This window comes from Kocuria sp. U4B (genome assembly GCF_054875615.1).
The window spans coordinates 2,095,929-2,117,975 of the sequence record NZ_CM142180.1 but is presented as its reverse complement, the minus strand read 5'-3'; the positions used below and the strand labels follow the sequence as shown (position 1 = coordinate 2,117,975).

21 protein-coding genes are annotated in these 22,047 nt (G+C 63.9%); 13 read left to right on the top strand and 8 right to left on the bottom strand.

Annotated features, from left to right (window positions below; translation table 11 throughout):
- Positions 1 to 35: 35 nt before the first annotated feature.
- From ACYSMR_RS10035 to ACYSMR_RS10015, 5 genes are all read right to left on the bottom strand, one after another.
- On the bottom strand, positions 36 to 491 hold the full coding sequence (locus ACYSMR_RS10035) for a class F sortase (RefSeq protein WP_461744978.1): 456 nt from the start codon (positions 489 to 491) through the stop codon (positions 36 to 38).
- Between the two features lie 294 nt (positions 492 to 785).
- Positions 786 to 1,391 carry an excalibur calcium-binding domain-containing protein gene (locus ACYSMR_RS10030; protein ID WP_461744976.1) on the bottom strand — a complete coding sequence of 202 codons (606 nt, stop codon included), beginning with the start codon at positions 1,389 to 1,391 and terminating at the stop codon, positions 786 to 788.
- Positions 1,392 to 1,621: 230 nt separating this feature from the next.
- Positions 1,622 to 2,545, bottom strand: a complete 924-nt coding sequence (locus tag ACYSMR_RS10025) for an aminoglycoside phosphotransferase family protein (protein WP_461744974.1) — start codon at positions 2,543 to 2,545, stop codon at positions 1,622 to 1,624.
- 90 nt (positions 2,546 to 2,635) lie between these two features.
- The gene (locus ACYSMR_RS10020) at positions 2,636 to 4,336 is read right to left on the bottom strand and encodes a purine-cytosine permease family protein (protein WP_461744972.1); all 1,701 of its coding nucleotides are present in this window, start codon (positions 4,334 to 4,336) and stop codon (positions 2,636 to 2,638) included.
- A gap of 154 nt (positions 4,337 to 4,490) precedes the next feature.
- Positions 4,491 to 4,706, bottom strand: coding sequence for a hypothetical protein (locus tag ACYSMR_RS10015; protein WP_461744970.1), 216 nt, complete (start codon positions 4,704 to 4,706; stop codon positions 4,491 to 4,493).
- Positions 4,707 to 4,927: 221 nt separating this feature from the next.
- Between ACYSMR_RS10015 and pxpA the strand changes: the two genes are divergently transcribed.
- The 8 genes from pxpA (at position 4,928) to ACYSMR_RS09975 (ending at position 10,975) form a co-directional block, all read left to right on the top strand.
- Positions 4,928 to 5,680, top strand: a complete 753-nt coding sequence (gene pxpA, locus ACYSMR_RS10010; protein ID WP_461744968.1) for a 5-oxoprolinase subunit PxpA — start codon at positions 4,928 to 4,930, stop codon at positions 5,678 to 5,680.
- Positions 5,681 to 5,722: 42 nt separating this feature from the next.
- Positions 5,723 to 5,962, top strand: coding sequence for an acetyl-CoA carboxylase (locus ACYSMR_RS10005; protein ID WP_461744966.1), 240 nt, complete (start codon positions 5,723 to 5,725; stop codon positions 5,960 to 5,962).
- Between the two features lie 3 nt (positions 5,963 to 5,965).
- Complete coding sequence (locus ACYSMR_RS10000) at positions 5,966 to 7,330, top strand: acetyl-CoA carboxylase biotin carboxylase subunit (RefSeq protein ID WP_461744964.1); 1,365 nt, start codon at positions 5,966 to 5,968, stop codon at positions 7,328 to 7,330.
- A complete protein-coding gene (locus ACYSMR_RS09995; RefSeq protein ID WP_251332294.1) occupies positions 7,327 to 8,247 on the top strand; it encodes a 5-oxoprolinase subunit B family protein in 921 nt (306 codons plus the stop codon). The genes ACYSMR_RS10000 and ACYSMR_RS09995 overlap by 4 nt, the downstream gene beginning before the upstream one ends.
- Entirely contained in the window at positions 8,231 to 9,196 is a 966-nt protein-coding gene (locus ACYSMR_RS09990; RefSeq protein ID WP_461744962.1) for a 5-oxoprolinase subunit C family protein, read from the top strand. The genes ACYSMR_RS09995 and ACYSMR_RS09990 overlap by 17 nt, the downstream gene beginning before the upstream one ends.
- Before the next feature lie 343 nt (positions 9,197 to 9,539).
- Positions 9,540 to 10,070, top strand: a complete 531-nt coding sequence (locus tag ACYSMR_RS09985; protein ID WP_461744960.1) for a hypothetical protein — start codon at positions 9,540 to 9,542, stop codon at positions 10,068 to 10,070.
- Positions 10,071 to 10,084: 14 nt separating this feature from the next.
- On the top strand, positions 10,085 to 10,486 hold the full coding sequence (locus ACYSMR_RS09980) for a histone-like nucleoid-structuring protein Lsr2 (protein ID WP_461744958.1): 402 nt from the start codon (positions 10,085 to 10,087) through the stop codon (positions 10,484 to 10,486).
- A gap of 318 nt (positions 10,487 to 10,804) precedes the next feature.
- Entirely contained in the window at positions 10,805 to 10,975 is a 171-nt protein-coding gene (locus ACYSMR_RS09975) for a hypothetical protein (protein ID WP_461744956.1), read from the top strand.
- Between the two features lie 103 nt (positions 10,976 to 11,078).
- On the opposite strand, the gene ACYSMR_RS09970 is transcribed toward ACYSMR_RS09975, so the two are convergent.
- The 3 genes from ACYSMR_RS09970 to ACYSMR_RS09960 all read right to left on the bottom strand — a co-directional run bounded on the left by ACYSMR_RS09970 (position 11,079) and on the right by ACYSMR_RS09960 (position 14,694).
- On the bottom strand, positions 11,079 to 13,061 hold the full coding sequence (locus ACYSMR_RS09970) for a hypothetical protein (protein WP_461744954.1): 1,983 nt from the start codon (positions 13,059 to 13,061) through the stop codon (positions 11,079 to 11,081).
- Complete coding sequence (locus tag ACYSMR_RS09965; RefSeq protein WP_461744952.1) at positions 13,062 to 14,012, bottom strand: hypothetical protein; 951 nt, start codon at positions 14,010 to 14,012, stop codon at positions 13,062 to 13,064.
- A gap of 178 nt (positions 14,013 to 14,190) precedes the next feature.
- Positions 14,191 to 14,694, bottom strand: coding sequence for a hypothetical protein (locus ACYSMR_RS09960; RefSeq protein ID WP_461744950.1), 504 nt, complete (start codon positions 14,692 to 14,694; stop codon positions 14,191 to 14,193).
- Positions 14,695 to 15,051: 357 nt separating this feature from the next.
- Between ACYSMR_RS09960 and ACYSMR_RS09955 the strand changes: the two genes are divergently transcribed.
- The 5 genes from ACYSMR_RS09955 to ACYSMR_RS09935 all read left to right on the top strand — a co-directional run bounded on the left by ACYSMR_RS09955 (position 15,052) and on the right by ACYSMR_RS09935 (position 21,570).
- Positions 15,052 to 16,065, top strand: coding sequence for an EcsC family protein (locus tag ACYSMR_RS09955; RefSeq protein ID WP_461744948.1), 1,014 nt, complete (start codon positions 15,052 to 15,054; stop codon positions 16,063 to 16,065).
- Positions 16,066 to 16,883: 818 nt separating this feature from the next.
- Entirely contained in the window at positions 16,884 to 18,935 is a 2,052-nt protein-coding gene (locus ACYSMR_RS09950; RefSeq protein ID WP_461744946.1) for a DEAD/DEAH box helicase family protein, read from the top strand.
- Positions 18,936 to 18,938: 3 nt separating this feature from the next.
- A complete protein-coding gene (locus ACYSMR_RS09945) occupies positions 18,939 to 19,199 on the top strand; it encodes a hypothetical protein (protein ID WP_461744944.1) in 261 nt (86 codons plus the stop codon).
- A complete protein-coding gene (locus ACYSMR_RS09940; protein WP_461744942.1) occupies positions 19,196 to 21,169 on the top strand; it encodes an AAA family ATPase in 1,974 nt (657 codons plus the stop codon). Before ACYSMR_RS09945 ends, ACYSMR_RS09940 begins: the two co-directional genes overlap by 4 nt.
- Positions 21,169 to 21,570 carry a hypothetical protein gene (locus ACYSMR_RS09935; protein WP_461744940.1) on the top strand — a complete coding sequence of 134 codons (402 nt, stop codon included), beginning with the start codon at positions 21,169 to 21,171 and terminating at the stop codon, positions 21,568 to 21,570. The genes ACYSMR_RS09940 and ACYSMR_RS09935 overlap by 1 nt, the downstream gene beginning before the upstream one ends.
- Positions 21,571 to 22,047 lie beyond the last annotated feature (477 nt).

Below are 22,047 nucleotides of genomic sequence, written 5' to 3'. Positions count from 1 at the left end.
CGGGCACGGCGGCGACGCCGTCCGTGCCCGCCCGCTCAGCCGACGAGCTTCGCGTAGACCACGTAGTTGTCGTCGAACAGGCCGGTGGCCGGGTCGTAGCCGTCGCACGTGATCAGGCGCAGCTCGGGGCCCTCGGTGTTGCCGTAGACCGACAGCGTCGGGAAGGCGTCCTTGGCGTACTGCTCGCCGCGGTCCACGGCGAACACCGCCGTGGTGCCGTCCTCACGGGTCACCCCGACGGTGTCCCCGGCCCGCAGCTCGCGCAGCCTCGCGAACACGCCCGGGCCGCCGTCGGTGGCGTTGACGTGCCCGAGCAGGACGGCCGGGCCCCGCTCCCCGGGGGTCGGGGAGCCGGTGTACCAGGAGGCCGGGGCCCCGGGATCGCCCGGCGGCACCTCGAGCGAACCGTTCTCCCGCAGGCCGAGCCGGAGCAGCTCGGACTCGGCGCCGACGGAGGGGATGCGGACGGACACCGGCTCGGACTCCGCCATGACCGCCGGCTGCCCGGCGGACGTGGGAGCGGCGGACGGCGACCGGCTGGGCCTCGGCGACCCCGCGGGGGTCGGGGTCGCCGACGAGGTCGGCGAGGCCGTGGCCGATGCCGAGGGCGTGGCGGACGCGGTCGTGGACGGACCGGAGGACGCCTCGGACTGCACGGTGGCGGTGCCGGAGCACCCGGTCAGCAGCAGGAGCGCGACCGCCGCAGAGGCCAGGCGGCCTCTGCGGCGGTCGGCGGATGAACTTCTCACGGGGAGAAATCTATCCGTTCGGTCCGGGGAACGGGACTACGCCCGGGCGGCGCGACGACGCACCACGACCGCCGCACCGGCGGCCGCGGCCAGGGCCAGACCGCCGCCAGCGGCGAGGCCGCCCGCGGTGGAGGACTCCTCCACGGCCACACCGGTGTCGGCGCCGCCGACCGGGACCTGCCCCATCTGGTCGTACTGGCCGGTGTTCCACTCCGCGGGCACCCAGTCGATGATCTCGTGGAACGAGATGCCGTCGTCGGTGCCGTCGGCGTCGCAGCCGAAGCCGTCGCGGTCCGCGTCCAAGTGCAGGCCGTAGGCCGGGTCGCCGACGGGGATGTTGACGCGCCCGGCGGCGCGGGCCTCGGTGCAGTTGTCGAAGACGGCGGTGTTGGTCGGCGGCACGACCTCCGGGTCGGGGACGACGTCGACGACATCCGGAGCGTCGCCCTCACAGGCAACGCCATCGCTGTTGCCGTCCAGGTCCGGGCTGTACGCGGGGGAGCCGAACGGGATGTTGTAGTAACCGGCGGCCTGAGCCTCGGTGCAGTTCTGGAACATCTGCGCGGCCGAGGCCGGAGCCATCGACAGACCGGTGAACCCGGCGGCGGCCAGCACGGCCATTCCTGCTGCCATCTTCTTCATGGTGTATCCCCTTCGCATGTGCGGATCAGTTGCAAATGCATCGTAAGAAGCGCATCCGCTGTTTGGGGGACAACCGGCGCGAGCCCCCGGCTCAGCGGGGAAAAAGCCCGGTATTCCGGGGCGGAAGCGTCCCGTCCCGGAGCCTCTCCAGGCGCGGGAGGATCACGGATCAGACCCACGGGAGTTCCGGTATCCCCCGAGTGAGGGACCTCACGTCACCCCGGCAGCGCTCACGGCTCCAGCCCACCGACGGCATCGAGCTGTGCGGTGGCGTGCTCCACCACCGGCCCGAACTGCCGCGCGGAGGCCGGATCCGCGGCGAGGACGACCACCAGCAGCGCCGCCCAGGCGGCGGCGCGGGCCCACACGGCGTCGTCGTACGTCCCGGTGGCGTCGACGACGGCGCGGAACGCCGCGCGCTGCGGGCCGTCGAGGCTCAGCCAGGCGGTGGCGAGGTCGGAGGCGGGGTCTCCCCCGCAGACGTCCCCGAAGTCCACGACGCCCACCAGCCGCCCCTGCCGCTGGACGAGGTTCCACGGGTGCGGGTCGCCGTGCAGCCACACCGGCGGCCTTCCCCACGGCTCGGCGCGCAGCCCCCGCTCCACGACGGCCCGCAGCTGCCCGGTCCGCTCCGTCCCGATCCGCTGCGCGAGCGCCGGCCACCGGGGACCCGCCGAGGCGATCCGGGCGGCGAGCGGGATGCCGCGGTAGGGGTTCCGCGGGGCGGCGGCCGGCGCGGGACGGTGCAGGGCGGTCAGGGCCCGCGCCAGGTCGCCGGCGATTCGGCCGCGCTCCGCCACGGGCAGGGTGGCGACGGCCTCGCCCTCGATCCAGGGCACGACCAGCCAGGGCCACGGATAGCCGGCGCCGGGCCGGCCGCAGAACACCGGCCGGGGAGCGGCGATGCCCAGGGCGTCCAGCGGCGCGCTGACCTCGGCCGTCCACCGCATCTCGTGGACGAGGCACGGCACGGACGCGCGGCGCACCGGCAGGCGCACGGCGTGGGACGGCCCGAGCCGGAACATGGCGTTGTCCCACCCCTGCGCGGCCGGTTCCAGGCGTGCCTCGGCGAGCGCCCGCAGGGACGCGGGCAGCTGGTCCCGCAGCAGGCGCCGCACCTGCGCCGTCGTGGGCCGGAGCTCTGGAGAGGGCACGGCGTCAGCGTACGGCGCCGGCCCCCGCCCTGCGTCACGGCGGGGCGGGGGCCGGCGGCCGCGCCGGTGCTCGCGCCCCGGCTCCGGCGGTCAGCGCTGCGCCGGCAGCACGTACCGCCCGGTCCGGTCCGTGGCCAGCGCCAGGGAGGAGATGTACTGCTTCTCCCCGTCCGGGCCCGGCTCGGCCGAGAGCAGCATGTCGGGGCGCTCGAACTCGAGGCCGCTGACGTGGCACAGCAGCCTGGCGTCGGAGGGGTTGCCGTCGGCGTCGAACAGGGGCAGGTCGATGCCGTCGTCGGTGCGCCGCAGGTAGTAGCGGCCGCGGGTGGCCACGGCCAGCAGGGGCGGGCAGAGCAGGGCGATGCCGACGGCGAACATCGGGGAGTACGGCTGCACCCCGGCCCCGAACGCGCCGAAGAACACGGCGATCGAGATCCCGGCGGAGAGCAGCATCGAGACGAAGCCCACGGGGTTGACGGCGTAGAGCATGCCGCGGCGGAACTCAGGGACCTTCGGGGAGAGCTTGAGCAGGTACTTGTTGAGCACGATGTCGGCCGCGACGGTCACGACCCAGGCCATGGCGCAGTTGGCGTAGAAGCCCAGGATCGCGTTGAGGAAGTCGAACATGTTCGCCTCCATCAGCACCAGGGCGATGGCCAGGTTGACGAGCACGAAGACCAGCCGGCCGGGGTAGTGCCGGGTGAGGCGGGTGAAGCTGTTGGTCCAGGCCAGGGAGCCGGAGTAGGCGTTGGTGACGTTGATCTTGATCTGGGAGATCACCACGAGCACCACCGCCAGGGACAGGGCGAGCCAGGTGGGCATCATCTCCTCGTAGACGCCCAGGAACTGGTGCACCGGCTGGTTCGCGGTCGCGGAGGCGGCCGGGTCTAGCTTGGCCAGCAGGTAGACGGTGATGAACAGCCCGATGGCCTGCTTGAGCGCGCCGAAGACCACCCAGCCCGGACCGGCCAGGACCACGGCGGTCCACCAGGAGCGGCTGTTGGCGGCGGTCTTGGGCGGCATGAAGCGCAGGTAGTCGATCTGCTCGGCGATCTGGGCCATCAGCGACAGGCACACGCCGGCCGCGAGCATGACCGCGGCCAGGCTGACCTGCCCGTCCCCGCCCTGGCCCTGGTAGGCGAAGAAGTTCGTGACGGACTCCGGGTTGGCCAGCACCAGGTACACCAGGGGCACGACCATGAGCAGCAGCCACAGCGGGGTGGTCCACACCTGCAGCTTGGCCAGGGTGTTCATCCCGTAGATCACCAGCGGGATCACCATCAGCGTGGAGACGGCGTAGCCGACGGGCAGCGGGATGCCGAGCCCCAGCTCCAGGCCCTGGGCCATGATCGAGCCCTCGAGGGCGAAGAAGATGAAGGTGAAGGTCGCGAAGATGATGTTCGTGACCACCGACCCGTAGTAGCCGAAGCCGGAGCCGCGGGTGATCAGGTCCAGGTCGATGTTGTACCGGGCCGCGTAGTAGGCCAGCGGCAGGCCGGTGATGAAGATGATGACAGCGGCCACGAGGATGCCCAGCAGCGCGTTGGTGGTGCCGTGGGCCATGCCGATGTTGGCGCCGATGGAGAAGTCGGCCAGGTACGCGATGCCGCCCAGCGCGCTGGTGGCCACCACCCCCGGGCCCCACTTGCGGTAGGAGCGCGGGGCGAACCGCAGCGTGTAGTCCTCCAGGGACTCCTTCGTGGCCTGGGAGACGTCCCGGTCCGGGGCGGCCGGGACGGAGGAGCCCGCGGCGGCGGGGGCGGTGGGTGGAGGCAGGAGCTTCTCGGACATGGCGGCTTCCTTCGGTGGGCGGGGTTCGGTGACGAACCTAGGAGGGCCGTGATGCCGCCCGGTGTCGGCACTGTTTCGCGCCCGTAAAGCCGTGGGCGGCGGCCGTGCACCTCCCGCCCCGCCGGCACGTGTGACGCCCTGCGGGTGGAGGCGCTCAGGCGGGCGGGGCCTCGGGCAGGCGGCGCAGGCGGTAGTCGTCCAGCGGGATGAGCTTCTTCGTCCCGGTGCCGGACTCCACGATCCACAGCACCCGCAGGTGGGGCGCCACCTCCGCCACGGTCCCGACGTGCCGGACGCGCCTGCCGTCCCACGCCTCGACCCGGTCCCCGGGCCGCGCCCGCGCCGTTCCGCAGATCCACCGGCTGCTCATGACCCACCCCCTGCTCCCCGCCGCACCACGCGGCGCTCCCAGGATGCCCGCCGGATGTGCCCACCACGTTTCCGGGCGGTGGAGATCTTGTGTCCTCATGGACCTGACCCTCGCGGAGCGCCCTGGACCGGCGTCGTTCCACGCACGTAACGGACCGGCTTTTACGCCCCGGGGGGCGCCGTACCCGTTTCCGTGGCCGCGCCGCGTTCCTACCCTTGAGCATGGTCACCTCACCGAGCCGACCCACCGTCAACTCCGACATGGGCGAGGGCATCGGCCTGCACCGCTTCGGCAACGACCCGGAGCTGCTGCAGACCGTGGACCTCGCCAACGTCGCGTGCGGCTTCCACGCCGGGGACCCGGACATCATGTCGGCCACCGTCGCCGCCGCCGTGGGCCACGACGTGCGGATCGGGGCCCACCCGTCCCTGCCCGACCAGTGGGGCTTCGGCCGCCGAGCCATGGTCCTCACCGCGGAGGAGGTCGAGTCCCTGGTCCGCTACCAGGTCGGCGCGCTCACCGGCTTCCTCCTCCAGCACGGCGCCGAGCTGCACCACATCAAGCCCCACGGCTCGCTCTACGGCATGGTCGCCCGCGACGCCGCCCTCATGGAGTCCGTCGCCGCCGTCGCCGCCGACTACGGGGTGGCCGTGCTCGGCATGGCCGGCACCGCCCACGAGGCCGTGTGCGCCGAGCGCGGGGTGCCCTTCGTCGCCGAGCTCTACGTGGACCTGGACTACAACGCCGAGGGCGGGCTGATCATCCAGCGCACCCCGCACGCCACGGACCCGCAGGCCGCGGCCGAGCGGGTCACCCAGGCCCTCACCACCGGGGCCGTCGCAGCCGAGGACGGCACGCCGCTGTTGATGCGCTTCGACTCCGTGTGCGTGCACTCCGACGCCCCCGGCGCCCCGGCCGTCGCCCGCGCCGTCCGCGAGGCGATCGACGCCCACCTGGCAACCACCGCCCGCTGACCCACGATCCCCGTCTGCCCGTTCCGCTCGAAAGGACACACCATGGCCGAGATCCAGTCCCCGCTGCCGGGCGTCTTCTACCGCAAGCCCGGCCCCGACAAGGACCCCTACGTCCAGGAGGGCGACCGCGTGGAGGCCGGCCAGGTCATCGGCATGGTCGAGATCATGAAGCAGTTCACCGAGGTCCACTCCGACTCCACCGGCACCCTGGAGCGCTTCGTCGTCGAGGACTCGGCGATGGTGAACCCCGGGGACACCATCGCCGTCGTCGCCGAGGGCTGAGCCGTGGCGATCTCCTCGCTGCTCGTCGCCAACCGCGGCGAGATCGCGGTGCGCATCCTGCGCTCCGCCCAGGACCTGGGCCTGCGCACCGTGCTGGCCGTCAGCGAGATCGACCGGCAGTCGATGGCCGCCGAGCTCGCCGACGAGGTCGCCGTCGTCGGCCCCGCCCCCGCCCAGGCGTCCTACCTCAACGCCGAGGCCGTCGTGGCCGCCGGCACCCAGGCCGGCTGCGACGCCGTCCACCCCGGCTACGGGTTCCTCTCCGAGAACGCGGCCTTCGCCCGCCGCGTCCAGGACGCCGGCATGACCTGGGTGGGCCCCGATCCCGACGTCATCGACCTCATGGGCCACAAGACCCGCGCCCTGGAGGCCGCCGTCGCCGCGGACGTGCCCGTCCTCCCCGGCTCCAACGGGCCCCTCACCGGCGACGACGACGCCGTGCTCGCCCTGGCCCGGCAGGTCGGCTACCCGCTCGTCATCAAGGCCTCGGCCGGGGGCGGCGGGCGCGGCATCCGCCTGATCCGGGCGGAGGAGGACCTGCTCAAGACCGTGGACGTCGCCAAGGCCGAGGCCTCCGCGAGCTTCGGGGACCCGACCGTCTACCTCGAGCGCTTCGTCGAGCGCGCCCGGCACGTGGAGGTCCAGATGCTCGGCGACGGGCGGACGTTCCTGCACCTGGGCGACCGCGACTGCTCCCTGCAGCGGCGCTCGCAGAAGATCGTCGAGGAGGCCCCGGCCCCAGACCTGCCCGACGCCGTGCGCGAGCGCGTCCGCGCCTCGGCCGTGAACCTCGCCCGGCTGGCGAAGTACAAGGGTGTGGGCACGGTCGAGTACCTCTACGACCCCGTCCGGCACGAGGCGGCGTTCATCGAGATGAACACCCGCCTGCAGGTCGAGCACCCGGTGACCGAGTTCGTCACCGGCGTGGACCTCGTGGCCGAGCAGCTGCGCATCGCCTCGACCGGGCGCACGGAGCTGCACCAGGAGGACATCCGCTTCGACGGCCACGCCATCGAGTGCCGGATCAACGCCGAGGACCCCGAGCGCAACTTCCTGCCCAGCCCCGGCACGCTCACCCGCCTGGACTGGCCGCAGGGCGAGGACTACCGCGTGGACACCGGCGTGCGCTCCGGGGACACCGTGGCCCCGTTCTACGACTCCCTGCTGGCGAAGCTCATCGTCCACGGCCACGACCGGCAGGAGGCCGTGCGGCGGATGAGCGAGGGGCTGGCCGCCACGCACATCGAGGGGATCAGGACGACGGTGCCGCTGCTGGCGCGGCTGGTGACGGACCCCAGGTTCGCGGCCGTGGAGCACTGGACCACCTACATCGAGACCGAGATGCTGAGCACGGGGGGCGCACGATGACCGGACAGGCGACCGAGACCTTCTACCTGCCCACCGCCCGGTACACCTGGGGCGGGGACGAGTTCCTGTTCGTGGAGTTCGACGAGGCCATGAACCTCACGGCCAACTACCTCGCCACGACGGTCGCCCACGGACTCGAGCAGCTGGCCCTGGACGGCGTCGTCGACGTCTGCCCCGCCAACGCGTCCCTGCTGGTGCGCTTCGACCCCGACGTCCTCGACGCCGGGGACCTCAAGCGCCGCACCCAGGAGCTGGAGGCGCAGGCCCGCACCTCCACGCGGCACACGGTGGAGACCCGGATCCTCGAGATCCCGGTGTGGTACCAGGACCCGTTCACCGCCGAGGTCTCCCAGCGCTTCCGCGAGGGCTACCACCAGGAGCCGGGCGGGTCCGACCTCGACTACGCCGCGAAGGTCAACGGCCTCGAGGACGCCGCGGAGTTCGTCCGCCGCCACCACGAGTCCCCGTGGATCGCGTCCATGGTCGGGTTCGTGGCCGGGCTGCCGTTCCTCTACCAGCTCGTCCCACGGGAGCGGCAGCTGCAGGTACCCAAGTACCTCAGCCCCCGCACGGACACTCCCCCGCTGACCGTGGGCCACGGCGGGTGCTTCGGGTGCATCTACTCGGTGCGCGGGGCCGGGGGGTACCAGATGTTCGGGGTCGCGGCCGCGCCGATCTACGACCCCGAGCAGCTGCTGCCCGACTTCAAGGACTTCCTCATCCTCTTCCGCCCCGGGGACCTCGTGAAGTTCCGGCCCGTCGAGGAGGCCGAGTACCGCGCCATCCAGGAGCAGGTCGAAGCCGGCACCTGGCGGTACAGGCAGGCGCCCGTGACCCTCGACCTCGACGCCGCCCTCGAGAACCCCGACGCCTACAACCGATCCCTGCTGGAGGCCCTCGATGGCGCTGACAATTGAGCAGCCCGGGCTGCTGACCACCGTCCAGGACCTCGGGCGGCGCGGATACTACAACGTGGGCATCCCGCAGGGCGGGTCCATGGACCAGGAGTCGGCGCAGGCCGCCAACAAGCTGGTGGGCAACACCGCGGCCGAGGCCGTGCTGGAGTGCACCTACATGGGGCCCGCCTTCACGGTGGACGCGCCGACGACGATCGCCGTCACCGGCGCCGCCGTGCCCGTGCTGGTCAACGGCCAGGAGCAGGCGCCCTGGACGCGGCTCGAGCTCGCCGAGGGGGACACGGTGAAGTTCGGGGTGCTCAGGGGCGGGGCCCGGTTCTACCTGGCGGTGCGCGGCGGCATCGACGTGCCCGAGGTGCTCGGCTCCCGCTCCACCTACGCCATCGGGCGGCTCGGCGGGATGGGCGGGCGGAAGCTGGAGGCCGGCGACGTCGTGCCCGTGGGCGCCGCGACCGGGCTGCTGCCCTCGATCGAGGAGATCCCGGAGTCCTCCCGGCCCGCCCTGGGCGGGAGCCAGGAGCTGCGGATGGTGTGGGGTCTCTACGACCACCTGCTCACCGACGAGGGCCGGCGCCGGCTGGTCGAGGAGGAGTGGAAGCTCACCCCCGTGGCCGACCGCATGGGCCTGCGCTACCAAGGCCCCGGCGTGGAGTGGATCGAGCGCGAGCAGCCCTTCGGGGCCGGCCAGGACCCGTCCAACATCGTCGACGCCGGCTACGCCGTGGGCTCCATCCAGATCCCCGGCGGCACCCAGCCGATCGTGCTGCACCGGGACGCGGTCTCCGGGGGCGGCTACGCCATGGTGGGCACGGTTATCTCCGCGGACATGGACCTGCTGGCGCGGGCGGCGCCGGGGACGTCGACGCGGTTCCGGGCGGTGTCGATGGAGGAGGCGCTGGAGGCGCGGAGGGAGCGGGCGCAACGCATTGAGGAAATGTGGGCGCTCTGAATATTTCGTGAGGGGATGTGATGGAGGGGCGGTGCCATCAGGCACCGCCCCTCCATCACGTCGGGCTCATTGCCCCACCCACACTTCCCGTTCTGCACCGACACCATCCTCGACCACCGACAAAAGGCGTCTCGCAACTATCGATGAATACGGGCGCTTTACTTAGGCCTGAGTCTCATAGTTATAAGACATCCCGACCTCAGCCTTTATACGCCGCACGGCGCAGCGACGAGACGTCTTGCAACCCTTGCCTTCCAAGACAACGTGCAACTTAAGGCCTGGCGATTGGCGGCATGTTCCCTGCGATGAATACGATGAATAACATCAAATTAATAGAGCAGCAGTGGGAGAGATCATGCCGTTCGAGACTTTTATCAAGAGGATGACCCCGCTGGCCAAGGCGCCCAGCGTCACGATTGAGAAGCGTGGCGTGATCTCACTAAACAAAGTCGCCCACGACCTCGTCGACAACGCTAAGACGGTGGAACTGCTCTACGACCGCGCCCGCCAAGTCATAGCGGTGTGCGCGACCGATGACTCCCCCCCCCCCCCCGCCTATGCCGTCCGCAGAGGGTCCAAGCGCGCATTTGATCAGGCGATCATCTCAACCCCGGCCTTCACCGCTCACTACGGCATCGACACCACCACCATTCGGAGGTGGAAGCCCTTCGTGGAGGACAGCATGCTCTGCGTGGGCCTTACGGAAGAGGGCACCGTGATCACCGGCAACCGCTCCAAGGCGATGACGCCGGCGGAGGCCGTAGAACCAGCGAAAGCATGGGTGGAAAATGCGACCTCTGAAGTGTCCACTGACGGCCCCGACCATCCCAGACCTACTCCCCCACCCGGATACCGAGAGGAACACCACCCCTGACCCAGAAAGTCGAAGTGCACCTCAAGGACGACCTCGACGGCGGCCCCGCCCACGACACCATTCAGATCAACCTGGACGGCAAGGGCTACGAGATCGACCTGTACACCGCCCACGCCGAAAAGCTTCGGGAGGCGCTGCGTTTCCTCGCAAAGGCCGGCCTTAAGACCACCCGTACCCGCGCTTCGGGCAGCGACCCGAACACCACGAAGATCCGGACTTGGGCGAAGGAGAACGGCCATGAAGATGCCGACCGCGGCCGGATCGACCAGATATTAAAGGACACCTACTGCGCCGCTCACCGAGTCGGCAGCATCTCCGGCGACAAACGATGCACGGTGGACGGCCCTCACCGTGGTGGGGACCGTCCACCATCTTGCGTGTGGTGGACAGCACCTGCCCCACGGGCGCAACCATAAAATCGGGGGTGGCGCAGCGCCCACGCAGCTCAGCCCCTGCCTGGACTGGAAACCCAGACGACATGAGTACTTCGTGCGTCGCACTGCCACCGCCCTGTTCATCCTTTCCGCCGTGGTGCTGACCGACTGCGAGCCCACCACCGACGATGCGCTCTCGATGTCTACGCCAGTGCCGCCACGACCTACGATGACGCCCTGGCCCTGCGTGAAGACATCCTCGCCACCGATATCCAGTGACCGAGCACAAACCAGCGAGTCGTCCAGGATGAGGACGGGAACGCCTACGTGGAGTGCGACAACGGAATAATAGCGATGGCCGTGGCCAGCGCCAACAAAGAGATGGAAGAGCTCGTGAACACCCGCGACAACACCGGCCCTACTGCCACCCCGGTGCTGCACGCGGCGAACCGGATATTCGTTGCCCGGGACGAAGCACCCCTGCGACAGTTCCAAACCGAAATTGGTGGCACTATCATCCCGGTTTCTTAATTGATCATCCAACCCCTCGAGTCAATTGAAGCGTTAGCAGTCTCTCAGCCTTCGGCGCCCGACCCACACCCTCAAAGCTTCCAGTTCAGGCAGGGTCTTGACATTAAGGACCTGTCAACCCTCCGATTTCATTGGATATAATAGTCCGCCCTGACGTTAATTCAAGGTATCGTTGCTCAATTTTATTTAAAATATCATTTACACTGATATTAGCGCTTATCCTAGAATCTTTGTACCATGTTGACAGAATTTCAAAAAACCCGTCAACTACAGCCATTCCAAAGTTAGCAAGAAGTGTTGCGCCCATTAATTCGTAATTTCCGGAATGGAAATTCAAATTTCGAGCCGTATATAAATTTCTAAGTTGAAATACATAGTTATTCGTTTGTATGTCTAAATACTTTTGTAAACTAGCAGGATCAGATATAAGGGACTGGATTTCACTTATTTCGTGATTAAGGGGAATGGGCGCGCAACTTAATATAAAATTCATATCGGGAAAATTCACATAATCACTACTTACGCCGTCCTCCAGAATATTGCACCATCTTTTATATTGAGCAAGACGGGTTAGATTTAACTCACCACGTGGCGATTGATGACATACTTTTAAATTTTCGATAGCATTAGAAAGTTTATTTTCATGTGCTTTCTGGAGTTGATTGAGTCGCAGATATAGGACTTCACATATACGGTACTTTTTTATAGCATTGCTGCGCGCTACGGAACTAGGCTTAGTAAGCGCCTCGCGTGAAAAGTTGAGGTACGATTTTCTGTTTTTTATCGCAAGATACTTGTATGCTCGAGAAATTTCATTGCTACTCTTAGCATGACTGACTAAATCACGGTAACTAAATACAATTCTTTGACGTAGGGTGTGCAGCGACATCATTCTCGCCAGTTTTTGTAAACTTACATCGGTAGGTTCTAAACCTGCGGCTTCTAAAGATGCCCAAGCCAAGGCTGCTTGAGAAGACGTGCCACCCGCATGCCTCATAGCATTCGCCGACATAAGAGACGGGTACAAATTGTTTGGCCACTTAACCTCCTCAATGTCCAAACCAGAAACGGCGAATCCATTTTTCATAATATTCACTGTTTTACTACCAAGTTTAGCAACAATTTGAAATGGATATATTGTAGGGGTAGCACTCGGGTATTGTACGTACAAGACGCTCAAAAATCGGTATAGTTCTACACGAGCTTGATGAACTGCCGCTACAGAACTGGTCCCATGCACCCTTAAGGTTAGAAACGTGCTGGGACTATTGTTTTTAAGTGATTTTGCTGAATGATGGTGGATTGAAGGCCTGCAGTCTTCCACAAAGGCTTGGACTGCCGTACCAGCCAAGCCCCAAAGCTTATATGGTGTTCGATGCCGTAAATCCAAAATTTCAATATTGTGATGCTGCAAAACGTAGGAAGATATGTTTTTGATATTTAAGTCAAGTAAATTGAAAAGCACCAAATACTCATCTGATTCGGGTAAAATGGTGTCATAAATAATGCTCTCTAAATTTTTGGTGGTTCTAAGCTTTTTATCCAACTTGTTTGTATAGCTTTCGGGTGTTTCTCCTTGCATTATTACATTCAACGCCAATTCTGAAGAAATCGATTTCAGCATAAAGCCTGAACATGAACTTGCCGCAAACACAGTCATATCAATTAAATCGGCAACAAATTGTTCCACATCCGATTGAAAACTATCAATGTGACATGCCGAGAAGTCCTTTTTCCCCCTTGCACGTACATTAATTTGGCCACCATTTGCTAAACAAGATATCCATTTTTGCACTATTTTATTATTGGCAAACGCTGAATTTAGACATGTTTGATGAGCTGCTTGAATGGCTCGTTGTACATTTATTGCGCTTGGCTGTTCATTCGCATTGTAAGTATCAATAACGTACATTGCCCACTTGACATTGAAAATAACATTCGGCCTTGCCAATACTTTAGTATGGAGAATCCCTCCTTCATCTATAGATTGACAAATACTTTGTATCAAATTAATTACACCCTGAGGATAATTTCGCTGCTCGGCACTTCGCACAGCTGCATTTTTACTCCATGATGAATACGTCATTTATATGCTTCCCTTACGATTTTTTATACGGATGTGCTGTCGGCGGTGGGCAGCAAAGAACTTGGCGTTCTTATCCGAGAAACTGAGCACGGTTCGGCCGATGACAGCGTCGAGGGTGGGCGCAAGATCGGGGGCGTCGATGCTGCGGGGACCGCGGACGATGCGTCCTGCGTCATTGACCACAATGAAGCCTCGTTCGTAGAGGCTGTTACATCCCAAAGCACAGGCCGGCATGACGACGTGGGGGTTGACGCGTTCGGTGTCGCTGCAGTCCGCTCGGCGCTTGATGTGCGCGGTGACCAACAAGCCCACGGGCAGAGCCCTGCCGCAGAGAACACAGCGAAGGATCTTGTGGCCTTTCTTCAGGAAGTCGACGAGCTGGCTGTGCTCGGGGCGGTAGCCCACGATGCGGGTGTCATCGGGGCCGGGGACGATGACCGGCTCGTAGTGGTCCTCTTCTCCGCGAGGGACGACGGGTACGACGTCTTCATCGTCGGGGTCAGCGGTCAGTCCGGCTCGTTCGAAGACCCACAGAGCGGTCTCCTCGGAGGGCTGGAAGAAGTACCCCTGGTTGACCTGGCCTCGGGAGTCAAAGGGTGATCCGTGAGCGTTGGGACGGCGCAGGTTCGCAGGGATTTCCTCTAAGGGGATCGCGACCTTCAACTCGGTGTATGCCACGCGAATCTCGCGCCCGTCGGCCTCCCAGCGACTCCAGTTACCCCCTTGCGACAAGGCAGGGGCGGCGCGGGAGGCGGTGAGAGCGCGCCCGACCGCTCGTATCTGTTTGCGGGCGTAGTGAATGATCAGATCACCGGCCTGGACCTGGTCCATGCGATCCCAGTGGTGCTGCCCGTCGCCTCTTTTGTTGCGCAGCGGCGCCCAGATCGCTCCGGCGTCCAGCTCCTCTTCATACGTCTTGCCCTGGTTGACCCACCAGTAGTTGACCACCATGCACCTCCGCGTCTCTTGCTACACCACACGTCGACGGACCGAGACCCTTCGCGCTTTCCACCTGTTCACGACGTTCCCTCCAGCTCAGCGGAGGAGGCCACCGTTCCGCGTGCCCATCCCTTTACCGTTGATGGGGTCACCCGCCCACGAGACGTTTGCGACTCACCTGAGGCGAGCCCTACTCCAATGCCACCATGGCCGCCCCCAGCAGCTCGGTGACGTCACAGGCTCCCTCGAGGCTCGCCAGATCCGTGGTCAGGCCGATCCGATCCCCCGCGACCCATTCCGACCGTCGAGCCACGGAGCGCAGCGATGCGGTCGGCACCTCGATGCCGCTGATGACGTCGTAAGAGCTGATATCAAGCAGGACGAACACGCACCGGTCGAAGTCCCAGCTGCGGAACGGTGAGTACACCTGTGATCGGCGTCCCTGCGGATCGATTACCCGGCATTTGACCTGCAGCGTGGTTCCGTCAGGCAACTCCACGTCCCAGCTCTTCTGCGACGGTGGCGCCAGACGCCCCTCATAGGCCTGGGCGACCAGCGTCTCGGCGAGGTCCCCCGCCGGGGCGTTCCGAGAGCGCACCACGCCGCGCTCCACGAGGATCGTCAGCGTTTCGGCGTACTGCCGCAGCAGCGTGCGGGAATCAAGGGCACGCAAGCCATCTTCATGCGAGGACATGAAATGAGCATAGGGGCCGCTGCGGACTCCGCGGGCAGATCCAGTCCCCGTCCCCTGGAGGCCCGTACCGGCTGCCCCAGCGGCACAGAGACACTCCGACCCCACACCCCGACCCCACACCTCAAGCGATCAATGACATCCCCACCACCACACCTCGCACCTGCGGGACGGCACGACGGGTCACCCCGTCAGCTCTCGAAGGCGCGTGCACGAATACACGTATCGCTGCATCCGTTTCCTGACCCAGAGGCAGCCATGCAGGTGACCACGGACACCATCCCCCGCGGTGCGGCCACTCATGGGTCGGCTGGTCAGGCATCATGGGGCCAACGTTCACAATCGAAATGGAGAACTCTTATGAGCCCCCACGCCGCCCCACTCATCGACGGCACTGCATCGATGAGCGCGTACGAGGCGCAGGTCTGGGAGACGCTCAACAAGCACTGGCAGCGTCGCAACAACCGCCGTGGTCTGCCGAATTGGGCGAGCACCGCATTTGATCGCACCGGTGAGGTCGCGGGAAGCACCGTCAGGCGGGTGACGGACGTCGTGCCCGAGGGGGTCAAGGAACCGATGCGTCGCGCCGGCGACACGATCGTCAGCAAGGCGGCGCGCCCGACGCTCGACGCCGCGGCAGCGCTGCTGGAGCTGGTCAACGACTGGGCCATGGAACTCAACGACCCGAAGAGCGTGGAGAAGCTCGCCCGCAAAAAAGGGATCGACCTCGACGGTTTCACCGACCTCCGGCAGCAGGATCTCAAGGTCTGCGACCGGTTGCTGAGCTTCAACACCCTCTCGTGGCGGACCGCTGGCGCGTTCGAAGGTGGCGCCATGGGCGTGCTGGCCATGGTTCCCGTGGCCGGGATCCCCGTCGCGATGACAGCGGACATCCTCGTCATCCAGGTCCTGAGCACCTCAATCGCAGCGCGCATCGCGTACGCCTACGGCTACGACGCCAAAGACCCTGCCGAGCAGGCCTTCATCCAACGCTTGGTCCGCCGTTCCTTTATGGCCCAAGCAACTAAAGCCAAGCCCTTGCATGAGACCGCACGTGCCGCGGAGGCGATCAAGGGTCGCGTCAGGTGGTCGGAGAAGCTCCGCGCGGACCATCGCCTCCTGGCAAACCTTGAGAAATTGATGCAACACCTGGGCCCAGCAGGCTCCCACGTCCCCGTGCAGAACGTGGCCAAGGTCGTGCCATTCGTAGGTGTCATCCTGGGTGCCGGTATGAATTCTGCGGTCCTCGGCAATGTCGCCGCCGATGCCCAGCGCTACTGCCAGACCCGTTTCCTGTGCGACAAGTACGGGCTGCCATTGCCGACCGCACTGGCGACCGACCCAGATGACGACCCCCTGCCCGACGCCACGTAGGGGATGGCCGCTGGATCCACGAGGCCACCTCTGCAGTGCCCCACTGGCGGGCAAGCACCCGCACCCCGCTGGATGAGATGTGTCGGTGGAGGGCCTGCCGGGAGACGCCGAATCCATTGCAGAACCCGGCGACCTTGGTGTCGGGCTACGGCATCGCGGCGCATTGATCCTAAGAGATGGCTCCTGCGTCCGTGCAGTGCCGGCGGTAGTCCACACGCCCTCCAAACAGCCAGCCAGTTACACCAGCCTCCACATGCGTCAGCCACCAACGTTCGGCCCGTGCCGACCATTTCGAGCAAGGACATCAGAAACACCCTCCTGACACGTCTCCTCAGGGGCCTGGTGCCCTCGGCACGCGCTCTGGGCCGGACAGCGACCCAGTGGCAGACGCATGCGTCACTTCACTGGGAGATTTGCAAGCGACGGGGACTGTCGTGTCGTAGATTGAAGCTAATGTCATTTCATGTTTAGTCCCCTCCATATCAAGGCATCGTCGCGGACCTGGTTCCCCGCTTACGGCCCAACCACTTTCCCTGGGACAGCGCACCGAGCTCCACGGGCCCAACGGCAGCGGCGAGTCGATGGCGGCGCAGCTACTCACGCTTGCTGATAATTAAGCGGCACCGGAGGTTATCTATGAGGGGAAGGATGGGCAAACAGCACACGAAGGCGAAGGTCTGCGTCGCAGATCCAAACATCGCCGATGGCGGAGTTCACGCAGATCTAGTCGAGGCCTACCTTGCTGACTTTCCCCACGGCGAGCATACAAAACTGATTCACAAATAAGGTCACAGTCGGCTACGCGGAAGGCGGTTGGAGTGGTATTGCAAGATTTGAATCTGCAGACCAGCTATCGATCCGGGCGTGATGCCCTGCTCGATGACTTCTATATCCCCTGCCTGCAGGAGGCAGTGCGGTACGACCGGGCCGTCGGCTATTTCTCCAGCACGCTGTACCAAGTTGTCGGTCTAGCATTCACCGACTTCGCACGGCGCGGCGGACGTATGCGACTCGTATGCTCACCGGCATTAACGCCCGAGGATTTCGACGCCATGAAGCAGGCCGACGAAATAGGACGACGTGCCCAGGAAACCGTTCGCGAAGATCTTGAACGTCTACTAAACAATCCTGCCGCTGTTCCTGCCACCAAGCTATTGGCAACACTAATCGCCAATGACATCATTGACGTGCGCATTGCTTTCGCGGAAAAGCCCACTGGCCTGTTCCACGACAAACTGGGCATCTTCGAGGACATTGAGGGGAAGCGAGTCTCTTTCCGCGGGAGTGCTAACGAGACGTGGCGCGCCTGGGGCTACAACCATGAGTCCTTCGACGTTTCGTGCAGCTGGCGCAATGAGCAGGAACTACTCCGCACCCGCGAGCACGGCGACAGCTTCCAGGACATTTGGCGAGGCAGAGAGCCCGGCGTCAACATTGCCCGACTCGATGAGGTTACGCGCGACCAGCTTATCGCCATCGCTCATGAGGACCTCGACCGAGCCTTCGAGCAAGTCCGCTTTCATCAGGGACGCAAGCTCAACCAGGTTGCCGAGCGCCCCCTCATGGAACACCAGCGTTTGGTTCTTGAAGACTGGGAAACCCGCGATCACCGCGGGATCGTAAACTTCGCGACCGGGGCCGGCAAGACCTTGACTGCGATCGAGGGAGTGAAGCGTTGGACGAACAACGGAGGCGCGGCAGTTATTCTCGTTCCTGGCCGCGATCTCCACGCCCAGTGGATTCGCGAGATCGAGACGGAGCTTGGAGATGTTCAAATCCTTCCGGCTGGAGCAGGTAGCAATAAAAGTGACTGGCTGCAGCTCCTGCCGATCTTCACGGCGCCTGGCAACTCGACCGATTTGCGGCGTGTGGTGGTCGCGACCAACGCGACCTTCGCGTCCGATGATTTTCAACGCCGGTTGAAATCAGGCCGTCACCTGCTGATCGTGTCTGATGAAATGCATCGCGCTGGCAGCAAAAAGGTGTTGCCTGCCCTCGAAAAAACGGCTTGCGGGGCAACATTGGGTCTGAGCGCGACGTTCCGTCGCCAGTTCGATGACGAGGGGACCGACCGACTGATCCATTTTTTCGGTCCCGTTCTCTCGCCGGTGATAGGCCTCGCTGAAGCGCTCATGTTTGGTCTGCTGGTGCCGTACGACTATCGATTGCACGAAGTCACGCTAGATGACGACGAGCAGGAGGAGTACGAACAGCTTACGAAGCGAATTGGCCAGCTCATTGGCCAGGGGGAGGCAGCGAGTGATCCTGATGGTCCACTTCATATGCTCCTGATCAAGCGAGCACGCGTCCTCAAGCAAGCCCGTCACAAGGTCCCGACGGCGGTCGACATTCTGAAAAGCGAGTACCAGTCAGGCGACCGTTGGCTGGTCTATTGCGACGACAAAACTCAGCTCCAGGCCGTGATTGACGGTTGCCTTGCTGCCGGCCTTCCCACGCTTGCGTTCTACTCCGGTATGCCAAGCGATCGCGACGCGGTGATTCGGAGTCTTGCCGATCATGGCGGGATCGTTGTGGCGATCCGTTGCCTCGACGAGGGCATTGACATTCCCGTTACCGACCATGCTTTGATCCTGGCCAGCTCGACTGTTGAGCGTGAATACATACAGCGACGCGGCCGTGTTCTCCGGCGTGCTCCCACCAGCGGCAAAGTGAGTGCCGAGGTGCACGATTTGATGCTGGTCGATCCCATTGGCGGGGCACTGACCAAAAGCGAGGCCTTGCGGGCGCTCGAGTTCGTTCGGCTGGCACGAAACCCAGCCGCTCGTGAGCGCCTGACGGCGATCGTCTCGCTGAGTCGAGACCCGCTCGAATTGCTTGCCCTGCTCGATGAGGAAGAAGAAAGCGATTGACACATGGTGAATGATTCCGAGAACACCGGCCACGGCCGCGAAGGGGCGCTCTCCGCACTCCGAGAGGTGGTTGAGGCCACCGATCGAAAGCGGTTTGGGTTGGCCCTAGACTCATTTGAAAGCGAGGACTACGAGGAAATCGTACGCCTCGCGTGGCGTTACCAATTCGATGAGGATCGCTCAAAGTTTAAGCGGGAGCTCCGGGACTTGCAGAAGCACGTGAGTGATCGAATTTTGGCCAAGATGGAGCTGATGAACGAATGACCCTGCGAATCGAGAGCGTCAGTCTCAAAAACTTTGGGCCGTATCGCGACATCGACAACTTGATTTTGACTACGGAGCCTGAGTCACCGGTCGTGGTTATTCATGGTGAGAACACCATGGGTAAGACCAGCCTGTTCCGAGCGCTGCGCTGGTGCCTCTATGGCGCCCCCGAAGCGGGTAAAAGTCCGGCCGAGTCAGCCCGCGGACTAGCTGACTACATGAACCGGCTGGCCCGGGCTGACGGCGAGACTAACATGCAGGTCGCCATCAGCTTCAGCGCCAATGGCCAGCAGTACCATCTCACGCGAACGGCGACTGCCAATGAGGGCGGCGCCCCCCACGTCACGGCGAACCTGCGGATCGGAGCTAACGTCGTGCAGCAGGCCTCGATCGATGCGGAGATTGGCCGGCTGCTCCACCCGCAAATTTCTGAGTTTTTCCTCTTCGACGGCGAACTCTTGCGGGACTTCTACGACCGCCTTAATTCGCACCGAGAGCGTGACCTGCTTCGACACAGCATTGAGAGCGTACTGGGTATCCCAGCACTTCAACTTGCCTCTCACGACATCGGTGTCCTGCGTGACGATGTGCTGCAACGGCAAGCGAAGGCGATGAAAAACCAAAAGGAGGCGGAGAGCGCGCGGCGACAGCTCAAGGACCTCAAGTCTCGCCAGGAAAGCTTGGAGAAGGACCGAACCGAGATCGCCGCCTCGCTTCGCGAGGCGGAGTCCAACCTAGAGAATGTGCAGGATCGCATTGCCGCTGTGGATGACCTGAAAGCGGATGCTCGCGAGATGGAGGGTCTCGAGGCGCTGATTAGGGGTGGCGAGACCGACGAAAAGCATCTCCGCGACGAGATGCGCGATCTCCTAGTGCGTGGGTGGCTCGCTCCAGCAAGTTCTAAGCTGATGAGTGTCCTAGTTGAGGTTCAAACGAAGAACGACGCTGCACAGACTAAGCAGGAAGAAATTCAAGCCACGCGCGACCGCGTCGAGCTACTCCAGAAACAGATCAAGGGCGGGACCTGCCCGAGGTGCCAGCAGGAGCTTCCACCACCGGATGCCGCCACTCAGCAGGCTCTAAAAGAGGCCGAGGTCGAGCTGCAGCAATTGCGGAATGCGGCCGGTGACCGTCCCGACCTCGGGCTTGAGCGTCGCATCCGGGCTTTGATCGACACCAAGACGATCGACTCCTACCGGGACAAGCAAACTCAGCTCAACAAGGTGGTCAGCACGCAGTACGACCGCAACCGTCGTCTTGCCACGATCAAAGACCGCCTCAAGGACCATGACGCGGCTGCCATCCGACTGCTCGGCAATCAGCAGGAGCAGCTCGAGCGCAACATCAAATCCTTTGAGGGCCAGCTACGCGAGCTTACTGCGCGAGAACTCCAGATCAGCACTGAGCAAAACAAGTTTGCAGGCGTCCTCCGTAGACTCGGCAGCGGACAGCCGGCATTGGCGGCCGAGGCATACTTCTTCGAGTATGTGTCTGATCTGGTCGCCCGCACTATCGAGCGTTACCAGGAACGCACGCGCGCCGAGGTGGAGTCCACGGCCACTCACATGTTCATGAAGCTCATACGCGACCCTGAGGGCTACGAGGGCATCACGATCGGTCGCGACTATCGGATCGATCTTGTCGGTAAACGCGGCCCTTCGATGAAGACAAGCGAGGGCGGCCGTCAACTGATCGCGCTTTCCCTCATCGGAGCCCTCAAGCGTGCTGCCGTTAGAGGTGGCCCCGTGGTGCTCGACAGCCCTCTCGCACGCCTTGATCTAAAGCACCGAGAGAACGTGCTCAACTCATGGGTACCCGAATTGGGCAGCCAAGCAATTCTTCTGGTGCAGTCCGGCGAGCTAACCGAAGACCAGGCACAGACCATCATGGGCAACCGCATTGGTCAGGCGTATCGGATATATCGGCCAAACGACGACCCTGAGGAAGCCACCATCGAGAGGACACAGTGATGGCGAACGACAAGGACGACAAGGACGACAAGGACGACAAGGACGACAAGAAACAGATTGGCCTTACCCCAGCAGCCAACGAGGCGATCGTCAAGATTGCCGCCGACCACTTTGGAGGCAATCAGCAGGACGCCTACCGCTTCGCAATTGCATATGCGATCGGTGCTGATCTCAACCTCGAAGAGGCTCCAGCAGGTGGCTATGCGACGAAATACCATGCCGAGGCGGTGGAGAGCGGCACGGACCTACGGGAGCTTTTCCAAATTCTCAGGATTGGCGACCCGGATCGACCTTTCGCCACGGCCGAGAAGCTTGCTGAGCTCGGCGTCCTTGATATGGCTCGGAGGCTGGACGGGAATGAGACACTCGCCGACCTTTTGACCGACGAGACTGAGATTTGAGGGACCCTTGTCGGCCCGGTGGTACCACGAGCCTACGCTTCGTAGGTTTGCTAAGTTGCCAGTCGTCCAGTAGCCGGCACAAGCGCCAGACTGTCGGCCAACGCGGCGCGGAACTCTCTCCTTGGGTGCACATGAGCGGTCCAGCGTTGCCAGCGTGATGGGTGGCGTGGACCATCCCCTACCCAGTAGAGCGGCACCGTGGTGACTGCGAGCTGGTCATGCAGCCATTGCAGTTGAGCCCGATGGTGACGACGAGCCTGTCCGGTGGGCGGAGCAGTGCCATAGGCGAGCAGTACACCGTCGCACTGCTCGAGTTGCGCATTGAGTTCCGTTCTCGCGGCAACCCAGCCCTCCGGCGTCGCTCCTAGTACGGAAATATCCGTGACGCTACGCGAGGGCAGGGCGAACAAGTTACCGATGACTGCTGTTTGGTAAGCGAGCAGTTCCCGGGCGAGCTCCACGCGGGCGCGGGTACGT